General features: G+C 33.9%; 14 protein-coding genes and 4 pseudogenes. 13 read left to right on the top strand and 5 right to left on the bottom strand.

The window, feature by feature from the left end; translation table 11 throughout:
• Positions 1 to 106: 106 nt before the first annotated feature.
• Positions 107 to 736 (top strand): hypothetical protein, encoded by a 630-nt coding sequence (locus tag NSQ14_RS15885; RefSeq protein WP_341288562.1) that lies wholly within the window; start codon positions 107 to 109, stop codon positions 734 to 736.
• Positions 737 to 879: 143 nt separating this feature from the next.
• Here the strand turns inward: NSQ14_RS15885 and NSQ14_RS15880 are convergent, their stop codons facing one another.
• From NSQ14_RS15880 to NSQ14_RS15870, 3 genes and pseudogenes are all read right to left on the bottom strand, one after another.
• On the bottom strand, positions 880 to 1,137 hold the full coding sequence (locus tag NSQ14_RS15880) for a DUF5348 domain-containing protein (protein ID WP_041846797.1): 258 nt from the start codon (positions 1,135 to 1,137) through the stop codon (positions 880 to 882).
• Positions 1,134 to 1,934, bottom strand: coding sequence for an ExeA family protein (locus NSQ14_RS15875; RefSeq protein ID WP_343127187.1), 801 nt, complete (start codon positions 1,932 to 1,934; stop codon positions 1,134 to 1,136). Before NSQ14_RS15875 ends, NSQ14_RS15880 begins: the two co-directional genes overlap by 4 nt.
• Positions 1,927 to 2,433 (bottom strand): annotated as a pseudogene (locus NSQ14_RS15870) (Mu transposase C-terminal domain-containing protein); the annotation flags it as partial. The gene NSQ14_RS15875 and the pseudogene NSQ14_RS15870, both read right to left, overlap by 8 nt.
• A 162-nt stretch (positions 2,434 to 2,595) precedes the next feature.
• Between NSQ14_RS15870 and NSQ14_RS15865 the strand changes: the two are divergent.
• From NSQ14_RS15865 to NSQ14_RS15855, 3 genes are read left to right on the top strand one after another with little or no spacing between them, the layout of a single operon-like run.
• A complete protein-coding gene (locus NSQ14_RS15865) occupies positions 2,596 to 3,843 on the top strand; it encodes a site-specific integrase (protein WP_108898168.1) in 1,248 nt (415 codons plus the stop codon).
• Position 3,844: 1 nt separating this feature from the next.
• Positions 3,845 to 4,798 (top strand): tyrosine-type recombinase/integrase, encoded by a 954-nt coding sequence (locus NSQ14_RS15860; protein WP_041902835.1) that lies wholly within the window; start codon positions 3,845 to 3,847, stop codon positions 4,796 to 4,798.
• Entirely contained in the window at positions 4,795 to 5,814 is a 1,020-nt protein-coding gene (locus NSQ14_RS15855; protein WP_041845941.1) for a site-specific integrase, read from the top strand. Before NSQ14_RS15860 ends, NSQ14_RS15855 begins: the two co-directional genes overlap by 4 nt.
• 81 nt (positions 5,815 to 5,895) lie before the next feature.
• On the opposite strand, the pseudogene NSQ14_RS15850 reads toward NSQ14_RS15855, so the two are convergent.
• Positions 5,896 to 6,672, bottom strand: a pseudogene (locus NSQ14_RS15850) (DDE-type integrase/transposase/recombinase); the annotation flags it as partial.
• Positions 6,673 to 6,807: 135 nt separating this feature from the next.
• Positions 6,808 to 7,338, bottom strand: a complete 531-nt coding sequence (locus NSQ14_RS15845; RefSeq protein WP_041847987.1) for a DUF6431 domain-containing protein — start codon at positions 7,336 to 7,338, stop codon at positions 6,808 to 6,810.
• A 144-nt stretch (positions 7,339 to 7,482) separates the two neighbouring features.
• On the opposite strand from NSQ14_RS15845, the gene NSQ14_RS15840 reads away from it, so the two are divergent.
• From NSQ14_RS15840 to NSQ14_RS15800, 9 genes and pseudogenes are all read left to right on the top strand, one after another.
• The gene (locus NSQ14_RS15840; RefSeq protein WP_341288561.1) at positions 7,483 to 8,175 is read left to right on the top strand and encodes a hypothetical protein; all 693 of its coding nucleotides are present in this window, start codon (positions 7,483 to 7,485) and stop codon (positions 8,173 to 8,175) included.
• 314 nt (positions 8,176 to 8,489) lie between these two features.
• Positions 8,490 to 8,945: pseudogene (locus NSQ14_RS15835) on the top strand (Type 1 glutamine amidotransferase-like domain-containing protein); the annotation flags it as partial.
• Positions 8,946 to 9,113: 168 nt separating this feature from the next.
• Complete coding sequence (locus tag NSQ14_RS15830) at positions 9,114 to 10,784, top strand: IS1634 family transposase (RefSeq protein ID WP_341288560.1); 1,671 nt, start codon at positions 9,114 to 9,116, stop codon at positions 10,782 to 10,784.
• Positions 10,785 to 10,839: 55 nt separating this feature from the next.
• Positions 10,840 to 11,103, top strand: a pseudogene (locus NSQ14_RS15825) (Type 1 glutamine amidotransferase-like domain-containing protein); the annotation flags it as partial.
• A gap of 129 nt (positions 11,104 to 11,232) precedes the next feature.
• The gene (locus tag NSQ14_RS15820) at positions 11,233 to 11,985 is read left to right on the top strand and encodes a nucleoside phosphorylase (RefSeq protein WP_227140044.1); all 753 of its coding nucleotides are present in this window, start codon (positions 11,233 to 11,235) and stop codon (positions 11,983 to 11,985) included.
• Positions 11,986 to 13,401: 1,416 nt separating this feature from the next.
• Positions 13,402 to 14,445: a GDP-mannose 4,6-dehydratase gene (gene gmd / locus NSQ14_RS15815; RefSeq protein WP_341288558.1), complete on the top strand. Its 1,044-nt coding sequence runs from the start codon at positions 13,402 to 13,404 to the stop codon at positions 14,443 to 14,445.
• Positions 14,438 to 15,376, top strand: a complete 939-nt coding sequence (gene fcl, locus NSQ14_RS15810) for a GDP-L-fucose synthase (protein ID WP_015863902.1) — start codon at positions 14,438 to 14,440, stop codon at positions 15,374 to 15,376. The genes gmd and fcl overlap by 8 nt, the downstream gene beginning before the upstream one ends.
• A gap of 157 nt (positions 15,377 to 15,533) precedes the next feature.
• Positions 15,534 to 16,610, top strand: a complete 1,077-nt coding sequence (locus NSQ14_RS15805; RefSeq protein WP_015863901.1) for a sugar phosphate nucleotidyltransferase — start codon at positions 15,534 to 15,536, stop codon at positions 16,608 to 16,610.
• Between the two features lie 38 nt (positions 16,611 to 16,648).
• Positions 16,649 to 17,350 carry a hypothetical protein gene (locus NSQ14_RS15800; RefSeq protein WP_015863900.1) on the top strand — a complete coding sequence of 234 codons (702 nt, stop codon included), beginning with the start codon at positions 16,649 to 16,651 and terminating at the stop codon, positions 17,348 to 17,350.
• Positions 17,351 to 17,416 lie beyond the last annotated feature (66 nt).

Raw genomic sequence — 17,416 nt, 5'->3', positions numbered from 1 at the left:
ATACATCATCGGTGGTAAATCTATTGCGTTAATATATTTTTTTATAATATTTACTATAGATGGATAAATTTTAATATAAAACAATCTTTTGGAGAGGGGGTTGTAAATGGACTGGTTTAACAATTTTTTTGATCCTTATGAAAGGAGTGCACGAATTTTTCCCGCATTAATCATTCTTTTTCCTGCATTTGTTTCAGTATATTGTTTGTTTCCTAATTTTAGAGATCTGCTATCAACAGTAGTGGGTTCCATTTTTTTTGTTGCAATGTCTTATTATTTAGGGAAACTCTCAAGAGAAGTCGGTAAGAAAAAGGAAGCTGCACTAATCATTAAATGGGATGGAATGCCTACAACAAGGTTTCTGCGTCACAGAGATACAACTATTGATGTAAACACCAAAAGAAGATATCACCAATACCTTGAGACTCATGTTCCTAATCTAATTATTCCAACCCCACAAGAAGAATTAGCAGATCCCCAAAAAGCTGACTTAGTTTATAAGTCTGCTGTTAATTGGCTTCGAAATAAGACAAGAGATACCCAAAAATATAGATTGTTATTTCACCATAATATCAGCTATGGCTTCTCCAGAAATTTTTGGGCTATGAAATCTTGGGGACTTTTTATTAATTCACTCGTTTTAGCTGGTATAGTTGCCTTGGTTTATAAACGGTATCATTTTGAAATAACAATGATACCTCATGAAGTCTGGTTATCTGTTGTGGTAACTATGTAAACGAGCACACTATTTCAGCTCATCATTTTCAAATTAATCCGGCTTATCATCTGAAATAATGTGCTTATTTTTCCACTTTATTTCAGAATGTGCAAAAATCAGTTCAAAATATTTCAGTGAATTTTAGAGAAAAGAAAACCCCTCTAAAAAGGGGCATCTAAACGTATATAATCCTGAATGTTAATTCGAACTTTATATATCTCATTAGGATGAAGGATAAACTTCACATCTTGATCTAAAGTAATAAACCAATCCAAATCTTTTTCTAAGAATGCTTTAAAATATCTATTTTGGATTCGCAGTTCAAAATGATATCCCTGCGCAATCCAATAAGCCTGTTGCCCAATCCAAACTCTCCATTCCAACTCATCATGGTTATAAACTAGAATCCCTCGCTTCATAACCCACTATCCTCTATGGCCAATCGGACGACTTCCTCATCGATTTGTTCTTTCTTTAATTGAAAACCAAATAACAAGCTGTTAATCGTTAATGTATTAATGACTCTGGGCCAACCTTGAGAACGTAATGCAATAGCTTCCAATGCTGATTCAGTAAATATCGGCATTTTCGCCCCTGCGATTTTTAGGTGGTGATTGATATATAAAATAATCTCCTCTTTCGGCAAAGGCTGGATTTCATACTTCAGAATGAGACGTTGAGCTAGCGGCCGGTGATGATTCATTGTTAGTCGAGTCTTAAGATGTGTCAATCCTGCCAAAATCAAGATAAACGGATTGGTCGAATCCATTTGAAAATTAAACAATAAGGCGATATCCTGCAAAAATGCATCCTTTGCCATATGCATTTCATCTAGAATAAATACAGGCGTAATTTTTCTCTCTCCAGCCATTCGTTCAATTCCTTGCTGAATCTGCCGAAAAAGGTCTACTTTACGAAACTTTGGCTCCTCCCCTAAACCATAGGCTAATCCACGATAGAAATCCATGACACCGCCTGTAGATAGCGGAAAATAAATGACATGATATAATGACGGATTCAACGTTTCCTTAAATGCTCTTAACGTAAATGTCTTGCCGACACCTGGATCACCAGTAAGAAGACCCATTCCTTTTGATTTCTGTAAATACGTTAAAGCATTTAATGCTCCTTTATAATCAGTCGATAAAAAAGCATCTTGTGGTCGCAAATCCTTTGAAAATGGTTCCCGAGCTAAGGAGTAGAAGGATTTATACACGATTGTTCTCCTCCTTCCTCTCTTCTTCAGCCGGTTGGGTAACAGAAAAAGGAGACCGAACTCGTTTAACATGGGCGTTATCTGTCATGGATACCGGTTTGGCTTCAGCCACTTTCTTGTCATCTTTAAAGATATAAACCCCGGTATCGTCAATTCTTACATCCACTGAATAGCCAATAAAATCTGCCGGGACCTCATAGAGCTGCTTGTTTAAACTGATCGTTCCATCCGCCTTCACTTTCCGTTGTTCTCTCTTCATAAAGATGGAATCGAGAATGGATGTGTCTTCTAAAAACGTGATACTCTCTAATTGAGAATGAAATACTTCATGTGGGGTTTTTCCATCTAATGATGCATGCTCCCTTCGATGATAGTCCTCCTCTAACCATCTCCAGAATCGTTCATTTAATTCTTCTAAGGACTCCACGAGTTCTGCTTTTAACAGCGGTTAAAAACGTGTTTGAACCGTTTTAAAAAACCGTTCAATTTTGCCCTTATTATGCGAAGCTTCGCATAATAAGGGTTATGTATAGTAAACAATAATGTAAAGTAAGGAAATAAATATTTTATTTTCCAGTAAACTTTTATTGTTTTACTTTACATTATCACCCTATTATTATATCAGGCAGTTCGCCTAATTAATAATAGGAGGTACACAAAGATGAAGGATGGTAAGCATCAGACACTTAAAGAAATTTCATCAGAAGTAGAAACATATTTTAGAGGTCTTTCTTATAACAAACAAAGAATAAGATTTTATCAAAAAGGTTGGTCAGTTATTGAGCAATTTATGGAGGAAAATTCAATCGAATTCTATGAAGCTAAGGTTGGAGATGCTTTTATTAGTAAAATTCAAGGAACAAGTGACTACTCAGAACTTAGCAGGAGAGAAAAAGATTTAATTCGTTGCACTAATGTACTTACTGAATATCAAAATACTGGAAGTATAAAATTCAGGTCAATCTTAAAAAAATATCCACTTAAAGGAGAAATCGGAGAAGGAATTCAGAGGTACTTATCTTATAGAAAAACTCAAGGAGCATCAGACGATACTGTAAATAATAATAAGTTGTATCTTCATCGGCTTTTAGAATTTCTTGAATCAAACCGAGTAAAGAAATTTTCAGAGCTAGATAACCAGCATATTTTAAAGTTTATTAACGGTTTAGGGTACTATTCTAAATCGACGATTCATTGTATGCTTTCTTCCTTAAGAGGATTTTTAAAGTATTTATTTGAAAATGGGATTTTAGAATATAATTTGACTTATTTAGTTCCCAAAAGTAGTTACAAAAAAGAGGCACGGCTCCCTACAACCTATACAAAAGATGAAATAAAACATCTTTTAGCATCTGTGGACAGAGGGAATCCAAAAGGAAAGAGAGATTTTGTAATGGTCCTATTAGCTGCAAGGCTGGGACTACGTGCTTCGGATATTTGCGGATTGAAGTTTGAAAACGTCCATTGGGAGACTAATACAATTCACTTAGTTCAGAAGAAGACAAAGAAAAAAATTGAACTTCCACTTCTTACTGAAGTTGGAAATGCCATTATTGATTATTTAAAGTTTGGAAGACCACAATCGGATCTTCCTTATTTATTTTTACGGGCAGGACAACCATACGATAGACTCGAGGAACCAACCCTTCATAGTATTGTTTCTTTTTATTTAAAACAAGCTGGTATTAAAAATATAGAAAATAAGAAACATGGCCCACATGCATTACGTCATAGCCTTGCCGGAATCCTTTTGGAAAAGAAAACGCCACTTCCTGTTATTTCCGAAGTGTTAGGCCACACAAATACCGAGAGCACCAAAACCTACCTCAGAATTGATCTGGACACTCTTCGTCAATGTGCTTTAGATGTGTTGCCATTAAATACACCTCTTTTTGAAGGGGTGAAATAATATGGAATATCATGGAATTAACGGTGATTTAATTAAACAATACATTACTTTTAAAAGAAGTATAGGGTATGCATTGGATAATAACTATACTTTCAAAATGTTTGATAGATTTACTATTGAACAAGGTGGTGATTTTATCGGTTTAACTAGAGAATTAGCAGATAAATGGGCAGAAAAACGTCCGAACGAATCAGATGTTACACAATATAAAAGGGTAAATGATATTATTAATTTTTCTATTTATTTAAAACAGCTTGGTTATGATACATACATTCCAAGGCAACTAAAATCGTATCAAAGTACCTTTACTCCTTACATTTTTTCAAAAGAACAGCTCGTGTTATTTTTTACAGCTTGTGATTCAATAGAAATTCATCGGAATTCATCTATAAAATTTATACTTCCTGTTCTTTTTCGGATGATTTATGGATGTGGACTAAGAGTAAATGAAGCTTTGAAACTTAAGAATGAAGATGTAAATCTTGATGAAGGCTATATTATTGTTAGAGAAACAAAAAACGGAAGTGACCGAATTCTTCCATTATCAGATTCCTTAAAAGAAATATGCATTCAATATAAGAAGGGCTATCTATCAAAACTCCCGACATTTCAATATTTTTTTACACAAAATAATGGAAAAAAATATGCCTCGGATACAGTTTATAAATGGTTTCGCAAAATATTATGGAAGGCTGGCATTCCCCATGGAGGAAAAGGGATAGGACCACGAGTGCATGATTTTAGACATTCGTTCAGTGTCCACTCATTGGCAGAAATGTCCCGCAAGGGATTGGATTTATACTATTCACTTCCAGTTCTTTCAAAATATCTTGGCCATTCTTCTTTAGAAGCGACGGACAAATATGTCAGGTTAACTTCTGATATGTATCCTGAATTAATGACAGAAGTTAACGTCCTATGTTCATTCTTGTTTCCGGAGGTGGCTCAACCATGAAACCGACGGATTTTTCATTTTACCTTACAGGATTTCTTACGAAATATCTACCTGGAGAAACTGGAGCGAGTAAAAATACAATTGACTCTTATAGAGATACATTTATATTATTTCTTCGTTTTCTAAGAGACGTAAAAAAGATTCCAACTGATCAATTAACCTTAAGTATGGTGACAAAAAATATTATAGTTGAGTATTTGGATTGGATGGAGAAAAGCAGACGTTGTAGTACTTCGACAAGGAATGTACGATTAGCAGCACTGCACTCCTTTTTCAAATACCTTCAATATGAAAATCCAGATAACCTATTGGAATGGCAGAAAATTCTTTCCATACCAGTCAAAAAAACAGAGAAAAAAACTATAAATTATTTAACTCTTGATGGGATTAAACTCTTACTTAAAATGCCCAATTCAAGTACAATGGCTGGCCGCCGTGATTTAGCTTTATTATCCCTCATGTATGATACAGGGGCTAGAGTTCAGGAAATTATTGATCTTAGTCCATCAATGATCCGGTTTGATAAACCTTATACAATTAAATTAATCGGCAAAGGAAATAAGGCAAGAATAGTACCTTTGATGGAGCCAACAGTAAAGATTTTAAAAATTTACATGGAAGAACAAGGTTTATTAAAGAGTTTCGCAAATTTGTATCCTCTATTTTTTAATAATAGAAAAGAAAAACTAACTAGAGCTGGAGTTAATTATATCCTGGCAAAATATAAGAATTTAGCCCGAAATGAAGACCAAACATTAATACCGAAGGTATTTAGCTGCCACTGTCTTCGCCATTCAAAGGCCATGCATTTACTTCAGGCTGGTGTTAATCTTGTTTATATAAGAGATATCCTTGGACACACTTCTGTTCAAGTAACTGAAATTTATGCAAAAACTGATTCAAAACAAAAACGGGAGGCTATAGAAAACGCCTATGTCGATGTTTTACCTAATGAGGAACCAAAGTGGCATAAAAACGAAGATTTATTAAGCTGGTTAAGAAGTTTCAATAAATAAAAACACATAATGTAAAGTAAATCTTAAATAAATGCCGATTTGGCAACTGAAAAAAGGTTTACTTTACATTATAGTTTACTATACATAACCCTTACTTTGAGGGTCATAAGGCTGTGTGTGCGTGAGTGTAATCCCGAGTTGGGCACATGCATACTGCAGAGTTTCAGACCGATAGATTTTTCCGTTATCCGCATAAATGATGGCCGGTTTTCCTCTTCGAATAAGAGCTTCTTTTGTAACAATTCGTAAACCATCGAAGCCTTCTGATGTGAAAAATTGTGCGAATGGAACCAGCCTCGAACAATCATCAATATAAGCAATTAAAAAGGTCTTTTTTACTTTTCCTTTTATTTTGATATAGGGCCCATGAGATAAATCAGCTTGCCATAATATATTCACTTTTTCGTGGGCAAACCGTTTTCTTTCAGGAATTGCACTTAAAATTTTTCCTGAAAGGTTGTGTTTTTTTAATAAACGGTTTATAGTAGAGTATGAGATTTGGTTTCGGTTAATTTCTCCTTGCCGGATGAGTTGTTCATAAAAAACACTCACTGGCATATGGAGAAATTTTTTTCTTATGTCTAAAATATGGTCCTGGTCATCTGGGGATAATCTCCTCGAATTACCTCGATCTGCACGCTTCTTTGGCTTTAAAGCATCAAATCCATTTCGGCGATAATTGAGAAGCCACTCTTTTACTGTTTTCACAGCTATTTTCCGTTCTCCATAATAGGGGATAGAGTGGACTTTTCCCTCTAATTCCTCAAAGTATTGCTTGGAATCAACCTGACCATTTAACAAAGGGGCAATGATTCCGTAACGAAATAAAGCTACTTGTTCTCTTTCTTTTTCAGTCATTGATTTATCCTCCTTTTTTACTAAGAAGGACGACCGGTCATCCATAATCTCATTCTACCTTTTTCCCCATTTTTTGAACACGCAAAAGGTATGTGGGACTAAAAATATTTTTTTATCCTCAAAAATATGGCAGAATTAATTTGCCATAAAGTAAGAGGAAAAATGACCCCACGACCTTCGTAAGAAGAGGGATTCTCCAAAATCGCGAATCATTTTCATATATTTTATGGCCTCTTTTTTCATATCTTTGGACAAACCCACTTCCTCCCCTAAATCCACAAAAAAGCTATGAATCCATCTTAATTTTTTTTGATACCGCCTCCAGTAAAAAGCAAGTAACTGTCGGCTTCCTTTAGACTTTTTCTTCTCTAAAAACTGTTCAATTCTCTTTAATATGATTTCTAGACTATGTTGAAAATAAGGGATTAGGAAGTCTGGAATAATAGAAAAAGTTTTTTTACAAGACAAGCAAATAATCCTACAAATAGGAATTTTAACTTCTTTTTCCTCCGCTATTGCATTTCTCCAATAATAGCCATGCCTATGTAGATTGCCCGAAGCCACACAGTTACAATTTGGACACTTGTCAAAAGTTGGAAATTTATTCTTTTTTCCATTTATGGCATATTCCTCAAGACTGATGCCAAAATCATGTAAAATAATCATAAAAAATACTCCCCCGTTCCAATATGCCAAAAATTTAGCACATTTTATGGGTAGAGTATACATCTAAATCTGGAGGAATTTGAAAATTTCACTAAGATTTCGGACGATATATCATGGAAATTTACATCAATCGGAAATAAAAACATGGATCTATATTCCGATATTGACCTCCGCATCGTTGTATTACCTGAAAAATTTCAAGAATTTATCTCGAACAAAAAAAATCGCCCTAAAAAATGGGGAAATGTTCTTTATTTTGAGGATTTAGGTCCGTTTGTAACTTATTCAATCGCTCACTATGATTGTTTCGTTAAAGTGGATACATTTTATTATAAACCTGAAGACATTCGGCCCTCTGTATGGTTGAAAAATATAAAAATTATAAAAGATATGGATGGAATGCTGGCAGATATTTTAGATAAATCAATGGCTTTATCCTATGAACCAACAATGGAGGAATTTGAACTTTGGCGAACAAAGTTTTTTGCATATTTTCATGAAGCTTATCGCAGAGTAATGAGAAAAGAGTATTATTATGCTTTGAAATGTATTGACAACTTACGTTTATCAATGGCAACAGCTTGGTATATGGAAGCAGGAATTCAACCAAATACGTTTGGCGATTGGGCAAAATACGAAGGTGAAAGAAGCAAACTACAAGCTTGGCAACTATCCCTCCTTGAAAGTTGGGAATGTGGCAGAAATCCCCTTGAAATGATGAATGTGATGAAAAGTATCGTTCCAGAATTTAAAAGAGTCCATAAAAATCTTTGTAATAAGCTCGGAATCGAAGAAAATCTTGAATGGATAAATGGAATTATTGATATGGCTATTTAAACAAAACACCCGCAAAATGCGCGGGTGTTTTGTTTACAACCATTTTTTAACTATCCCGAAAATTAGCATTTTCATCATTTGTTGGTGACGCAATGCGGCATGGAAATCTATCCTGAAAGTGAATATTTTCAACCTTGCTGATGGTGTCGCAATTATGCGGTACGGTTGTCTTCCATGGAAGAATGCATAATCTGTGGTGCTGTGAAATGCGACATGGGTGGCTAATGGGGAAGGATAGTTGAAAAAGGATTTGATTTTAATTTGTAGAAATTATCGGTGTGGAAAATAGTTCTTTTTAGAAAGGAAGTAATAAGATGCGACCAATCATTGCTCTAGGCAGTGGAGGTTTCTCAATGGAACCGGATAACCCGTTATTAGATCTTTACATATTGAAACAAGCAAAGAAAACTACTCCAAAGATTTGTTTTATCCCCACTGCTAGCGGAGATTCAGATCATTATATATCAAGGTATTATAACTTCTTTCATAAACAAAATTGCAAACTTTCTCATTTATCTTTATTTAAACCGCCAACAAGAGATTTAGAGGGGTTTATACTGGAGAAGGATATTATATATGTTGGTGGGGGAAATACAAGAAACTTATTAGTTTTATGGAAAGAGTGGGGGTTAGATAATATTTTGAGAAAAGCTTGGAACCAAGGGATTGTTTTAGATGGCATTAGTGCTGGTTCTATATGTTGGTTCGAGGAAGGCGTCACAGATTCATTTGGAGAGGGATTAGAATCGATTAGATACCTAGGTTTTCTACTCAAGTTCAACCTAAATAAGATAAATTTACCGTAAAACCTTGATATATCAACATTCTCTACTAAACTAGTAGTATAGACTATTTTTTTGTAGGTGCAAAAAAGGGTTGATTTTACAATTTATATTATGTATAATAGTAGTCAAGACTAATGGTTTGGGGAGATTATGATGTTCGTGAAAATTACCCCTCGAAAAAAGGGGGATAAAACTTATTATTATGCTGAATTAGTGGAGTCTTATCGGGAAAATGGGAAAACAAAACACAAGCGTCTCTTATACTTCGGTAGTGTAGATAAACAAACAGCGGAAAGACTTAAAATTGCTTTTTCAAAGGATTTTGATTCCTTTACAAATATTGATAAGGTTGATTTTAACCAGTCTGTTCCTTACGGCCACTTTTATTTGTTAGAGGCCATAAATAAGCAAATTAAATTGTTTGATTCACTTGAAGCTTCCTTTGAATCATCAGATCCACATATTACCGTTTCAACAGCGATTGAATACATAAAAGCACTTGTTTTTCAAAGGGTCTGGCAACCAAATAGTAAATTAGCTTTAAAAGAAGAGTATCCTTATACTGCCTTACCCCATTTTTTAAAGATAAAGAGCCTAGATCTTCAAACGTTGTACCGGAGTTTAGAAGTGCTAGAAGAGAACTTTAGTAAAGCAGAGGAACATTTGTACCATAGCGCTGTTAAACACTATCAACAAAATAACAAAGAGCTATTCTATGACATAACCAGTAGCTATTTTGAAGGTCATAAATGCATTATCGCTAAGTATGGCTATTCACGTGATCATCGAAAAGATCGTGAACAAATTGTCATTGGTCTGGTTACGACTGCAGATGGATTTCCAATTAAATGCAATATTTATTCTGGAAACACCGCAGATAAATCAACAGTGACTGAAGTAATATCTGACCTTAAGCAACGTTATCCCATTGAGGAAATTGTTTTCGTTGGCGATAGAGGAATGTTAACTGAAAATAATATTGAAACCATTAAGGAACTGGATCAAAAATATGTGATGGCCATTCCCAGAGCGTGGACCAAAAAATATTTGAAAGATGAATCTATAGACGAGAACAAAATGAGAAAGGTAAAGGGAAATCTTTATGCAAAGTTTCTTTCTGAGGAAGATGGTCAGCGGTTTTTACTATGTTTGAATACACAAAAAAGAGAAGATGATCGGAACTACCGCCTTCAGTGCATTAAATCCATTGAGAAAGAATTAGATCAATTAAATGGAAGCCTGGGGAAAAATAAACATATAAAAACACGAGATGAGGCGATGAAGCGAGCTGGAGCTATCTCGAAAAGAAATCCAGCTGGAAAATACTTTATTATTGAAACAGTAGATAACAGGAAGGCTCCACTGGGATTTAGTCTAAAGTACTCGTTGAAAACAGAAAAGGTGGCATCAGACGAGAAGTTAGATGGGACATTTGTGATTCAGACGAATGAAGATCAATATAACGATGAAAAGCTGATTAAAGTTTATAAAAATCTCAATAAGGTAGAAACAGCATTTCGTGTAATTAAACAAGATTTAGATATAAGACCCATGTTTCATTGGAAAGAAGAACGAGTCAAAGGGCATGTTTATGTTTGTGTATTAGCTCTTTTTATATTACAGGCCATTGATTATATCGCAAGTCAATCATCCCTAAATCAATCAGCACGAACAATCATTCAAAAACTTGCCAGAATTCACTTGTTAGAGATAAAATTACCAAATGGTAAAATCAAGTATTCAATAACATCAATAGATAATGAACAAAAGGAAATATTAAAAGCATATAAAATAAATAAACTAGAAATCCCCGATGTAGTGTAGAACAATTTAACAAAAATCCCTATACATCGGGGGTTTTACTATCGCTAAGGTTGAACTTGAGTTTCTAAAGGGGAGTAATTGTCCGCATTATGATGGAGAGTCAGATAGAAGACCTTCGTATCATAAACTAATTTATTCTGGAGACATACAAGCTGGTATTGCAGCGGATGACGGAGTTGCCATCCATTATATTTAACAAAACATAAGTCATATAGTTAGTTCTAGACCAAAGGCAAAGGCTTATAAAGTTTATTTGGATAACAAGGTTATGAAGGTGATAGAGGAAGAGCTTCAGACGAATTTTTTAGGTTCCTATTAAGCCTCTATGGAAGAACGAATTAACCCCAACATCTGTGGTGAAGCTCGCTTCATGCTTGGCTAACGGACTGATGGAATAAACTTCATTAGAAACTTTAAGTTTTTCTGAGGACAAATTAATATCTAGGGAGTGATAATCTTGAAATTATACGGTGAATTTACAAAGAAAGATTGGCTAAAAGCATTTAATATAGAAGAAAAGGATGTTCCAAAGTCATTTATTATTCATGGTGCTTGGGAACATGAAAAAAACCTAACGATATGGAAAGATAAGATTGTTAAGGATATATGGACACCTCATTGGAATTCAATTATAGGGAAATTAAATAATCAAAGAATCGGATTTGCTAATGTATTTGGAGGTCCAAGTGCTGCAGTAATATGTCATCAATTTGCATCTCTTGGAACCGATATTTTCATTCAGACGGGATACTTTGGTGGTCTATCTCATGATGTACAGTTTGGTGATATTTTAATTGTAACCGCTGCTGAAATGGCAGATGGTGTTTCACATTGGTATCTACCAGACCAACAAACAGTACAATCTGATAGAGAACTTATAGAGACAGCAATTAACTTTTGTGAAGACAGGGGATATAGTTATGTAACAGGAACCGTCTTTACAACGGGTGCAATCATGGTAGAAACAAGTGAAATGGTTCAAAAATGGGCTAAAAGTGGTCATATAGGGGTTGATATGGAAACAGCTACAACTCTAGCTGTTGCGAGGAAGTTTAATAAAAAAGCAATTGGACTACTCAATCTTTCTGACCATATTATAAAAAGAGATACATTCTATTCGCCTAATAAAAGACGAGATGAGATAAAGGAAAAAACTGATGAAAAGATAAGAGAACTCGCATTATATCTATCAAGATTATAAAATCTTTTATTCCACTAACAAAGACGATACTTCAATAACTCTAAACTAATAGATTGTTTAACTATCAATCGTGTTTTAATTGATAGTTGTAATTGACAAGTCAAAAAGTAGGGCAATTACCCTGCTTTTTTAATTTCGCTTAGTGTCGATTAATTGGTCAAAAATAGCGTCATTTTTGACTGTTTTTTGTTTTTGCACCCGAAAACAGAATCCGTCACTCTTATAGGGGCATCTGTTTTTTTATTCTGTTTGACAAGAAAAGAGCAAAGGATTAAAAGAACTGTATTTTGACAAAAATATTATGAAATATCTATATTGCGTATTGATGATTGACAATTCAAACTTTAATTAAAATCAAAACACGGTTCAATGATATGGGAAAATATCTTTTATTGGATCGATTTTTAAAACAGAAAGGAGAGTTCTCATAACACAATTAATAAAATCATGTGATTAAAGGACGGATCACAGCATTATAACTCTCCCTTTTTAAGAAAAAAGGGGGAATATCGTATGTAAAAAGAAACATTGCCAAAGTGAAAATTAGTCTCGATTCACAGTGTTTTAATCGAAAGCCTGAAAAATGGAAACAGCGATTATTTCTAATCTTATTGCTAATTTGCCGATAGAAGTAACGATGCAAGAACTTGCGAAGGTTGTTGTCATTCCAAATGAAAAAAAGTTTTGCGCCTACTGTTTTTAATTTAAACATGGGATTAGAAAAAATGCTTATTGGATCAGTCCACAGGTTTTTGCGCTCGATATTGACGGAGGGTTGTCGGTTGCTGATGCTGTAAAGAGAGGTGAGCAATACGATATCATGCCGAATTTCATTTATACGACATTTCGCTCCACTTCGGATCACGAAAAATTTAGAATGGTTTTCTTGGTAAATGAAAAAATTCATGATATCCGAGTGAGGGAGTGGGTACAACGTTCGTTAATGATACTCCTTTCGGAGGCAGATGTCCAAGCAAAGGATGCTTCAAGACTGTTATTTGGAGGGAAGAAATTGGTCTACGAAGCATATGACAACGTCATAAGCGTTCCTCCAGACTTATTAAATGCAGTTATACTCTACATAAAAGCAGGTTCTAACCCATCACGTGATATGGAACGTTGCTGCTGAAGTGTTGGTATTGATTTAATCAACGGTTATCCCAACTATAAGTTGATTGATGACGATGATGAAGTAGTAGGAGTTTATAAAATTAAATAATTCATAGTTTTTGTTATATAAAATATAAATTATGTATTTACAAAATATACCGTTTATTATATGATAATTACAAATAATAGGACTTATATAATATTACATATTAACTAATAATTGTAACATTAACTAATAATTGCAACTTTGTAGCCGGATTAAATCTTAAAATAGATTACTCTTTTTGGTAAGTGGGGGAAAGGTTAGTGAAAAAGGCGTTAATAACTGGAATCACAGGGCAAGATGGATCGTATTTAACAGAATTCTTATTAGATAAAGGTTATGAAGTTCATGGAATTATTAGAAGAGGCTCAACTTATAACCTTGGGCGTATTGATGCTGTATTGAAAAATCCTAAACTATATCTTCAACTATATCTTCATTATGGTGATTTAACTGATAGTACATCCCTAAGAAAAATAATAGATGAGGTAAGACCAGATGAAGTTTATAATTTAGGAGCACAATCACATGTAAAGGTATCTTTTGATACACCTGAGTATACTGCTGATGTTGTTGCAATTGGTACATTACGCTTGTTAGAAGCCGTAAGAGCACATATTTCTATGTTTAATAGAGAAGTTAGAATTTACCAAGCTGGTTCTTCGGAAATGTTTGGCGCAGCTCCTCCGCCACAAAGAGAGTCTACAGAATTTTATCCTCGTAGTCCTTATGCTGTCAGTAAGGTTGCAGGTTATTGGTATGCAAAAAATTATAGAGAATCCTATGGTATGTATATAGTCAATGGTATTCTTTTTAATCATGAATCCCCAAGAAGAGGAGAGACATTTGTTACTCGAAAAATTACAAGAGCAGTAGGAAGAATTAAAGAAGGTCTTCAAGATAAGTTATTTCTAGGTAATCTTGATGCAAAGCGTGATTGGGGATTTGCTGGAGATTATGTTGAAGCAATGTGGTTAATGTTGCAACAAGAATCACCGGAAGATTTTGTTGTTGCAACTGGAGTGGCACATTCTGTTCGAGACTTTCTAAAAGAAGCATTTAGTTATGTGAATTTAAATTGGGAAGATTATGTTGAAATTGATCCCAAACTCTTTAGACCTGCTGAAGTAGATTATCTGTTGGGAGACCCGACTAAAATAAAGGAAAAGTTAAATTGGGAGCCGAAGGTATCGTTTAAAGAGCTTGTAGCGATGATGGTTGAACATGATTGGGAGCTAGCAAAGAGAGAAAAAGCCTTAAAGGAAGTTGGTTATACTAGTGCTTTAAGGGGGGTTACAATTGGATAGAAAAAGTAGAATATTTGTAGCAGGTCACAGAGGACTAGTAGGTTCTGCAATATTAAGAAAATTAAAAGAATACGGTTATGAAAATATTATTACTCGTTCTAGAAATGAGTTAGATCTAACTAAATTTGATGACGTTGAAAAGTTTTTTCAAGAAGAAAGGATAGATTACGTTTTCCTAGCAGCGGCGAAAGTTGGGGGCATTTTAGCTAATGATACTTATCCAGCCGATTTCTTAAGAGAAAATATATTAATACAAAATAACGTAATTCATAATGCATATACGTATGGAGTAAAGAAGTTGTTGTTTCTGGGCTCCTCTTGTATATATCCTAAATATTCTAAACAACCAATAAAGGAAGATTATTTGTTAACAGGAAAACTAGAACCAACAAATGAATGGTATGCAATTGCAAAAATTGCTGGAATTAAGATGGCACAAGCATATTCTAAGCAATATGGTTTTAACGTAATTAGCCTAATGCCAGCAAATTTATATGGACCAAATGATAATTTTGACCTTAAAACATCTCATGTATTACCTGCCTTACTTCGCAAGTTTCATGAAGCAAAAGTTAATAATATGGATACAGTAACTATTTGGGGAACAGGAACACCACGAAGAGAATTTTTACATGTAGATGATTTAGCAGATGCTTGTATATTCTTAATGAACAATTATGATTCACCAGAGATTATCAATGTGGGAACTGGAAAAGATATAAGTATCTTAAAGCTTGCTCAAAAAATAAAAGAAATAGTGGGGTTTAAAGGGAGAATAGTTACAGATACATCTAAACCAGATGGTACACCAAGAAAACTACTAGATATAACTAAGTTAAATAACCTTGGCTGGAAAAGCAAGATACCTTTAAGCAGAGGGATAGAGGAAACATATAGTTGGTTTTTAGAAAATAAAGATAAATTATATTAAATTACCTACTTTCACTAAATTTCTAATACCACATAGGTTTAACATTCAATTTTTATATTACATAGTTATAAGGAGATGCAAACAGAGCACGAATCTGATGCATTAATAAAAATTTCAATACTTTGCATTTTCGTTAAATATAGAGGGGGATTATAAATTGAAGTTAGTTTTATTATCTGGGGGAATAGGAACACGACTTTGGCCTTTAACTAATAGCGCTCGACCTAAACAATTCCTCAAATTTCTGAAAAGTGAAAAAGGTAATCCTGAGTCTATGATTCAGCGCATTTGGAGACAGCTTGAAACAGCTGGATTAAGTAATTCCACTGTTATAGCAACTAACAAAAATCAAGTTCATATGATTCAGAATCAATTAGGACAAGATATTCCATTAATTATTGAACCCTTGAGGAAGGATACTTTTCCAGCAATTGCATTAGCAGCAACTTATCTATATTCGATTCAAGGAGTTGAATTAGATGAGGCAATTTGTGTATTATCCGTAGATTCTTATGTTGATGATAATTTTTTTGAAAGAATAAAAGACTTAAAAATTATTTTACAGTATGACAATGTGGATCTCGTATTGGTTGGGGTTCAACCATCTTATCCTTCAACAAAATATGGATACGTAGTACCTGAAGCCATAAAAAATAATTCTTGGATGAAGGTGTCCTATTTTAAGGAGAAGCCTGTAGAAAAAGAAGCAAAAGAACTAATTAAACAAGGAGCACTCTGGAATTGTGGTGTATTCGCCTTTAAATTAAATTACATTATTAGATTATTAAGTGAAAAAGGCTTACCAACACATTATGATGAGTTGAAAGAGAATTATCATGTACTACCAGAGGTAAGTTTTGATTATGAAGTCGTTGAGTCAGCTAATAATATCTATGTTTTATCTTACGAAGGAAATTGGAAAGACCTTGGGACATTGAACACAATAATAGATAATTTAGACTCCCCTTTAATTGGAAAAGGTGCTATAAGTGATGACTCCACTAATACTTATGTTGTAAACGAGCTAGATATCCCTATTGCCGTACTAGGGGTACAAAATGTTATAGTAGTGGCTAGCCCAGATGGCATCTTAGTCACTAAAAAAAATTCAAATTCAAATATTAAAGAGCTTTTAAAAGATATAAAGCAACGGCCATGTACGAAGAACATCCTTGAGGAAAATATAAGCTATCAGAAACATTGCCAACGTAGCGAAGTTAGTATAAGAACATAAAGGATATATGGTAACAGAGGTAGGAGAGGAGGATTATATTGATTAAGGAAAACAGTAATTTATTAATGAAAATAAAGGATATTTTGAATCAAGAAGTTCCAAAAACCACTAATATTAGACAAATATATAATTTGTTAAAGACTACTGATTACTTAGGATATAAGTGTAGTGTATTAAAAGAACCTCGTTGGGCTGATGACGCATTTATTATAAGAATTTCACATAACAGCTCGTTAGATTTTACTGTGAAGATTCACTATGATAAGTATCCTATGGCATCACATGTTTATAATTCTCCTGATTTGCTCAGCAAGCTAGAGCAGTGTTTGTTTTCATCAACTATTGTTGAAACATTTATTATACCGAATGGCAATTTAAAGAATATAAGGTTTGTCTTTTATAAATATGTTGATGGTACTCCACTAGACAAACTAGTTGTAGGTGCATCAGAAGAGATGATAGTTATGTATAGAGAATTGCTAAAAGAATGTGTAGAAAATTTATTTAAAATTGGTTTTAATCCTTTTATTAGGGATTTGGGAGATTTTATTTTAGTCGAGGAGTCAGGGATTAAAAGAGTCATACTAACGGATTATAACACACTTGTTGATTGCTCCAATTCACATAGTCATACTAGAGAAGAAATTATGGACATTATAGAGTATATTATTCACAAAACTGTCTCACCAAATTATAAACCATTTATTTCCGAAAGACCGACTATGTTTCAGTTAGATTAACCAATAAATATTTGCTTGTACATGAAAAAACAGATATAGGTTCAATTGTAAGCCTAAAATAATTAT

This window comes from Caldifermentibacillus hisashii, from assembly GCF_039654145.1.
GTDB lineage: Bacteria > Bacillota > Bacilli > Bacillales > Caldibacillaceae > Caldifermentibacillus > Caldifermentibacillus hisashii.
Note: the sequence above shows the minus strand (reverse complement) of the source record. Positions and strands in the feature narration are given on the sequence as shown.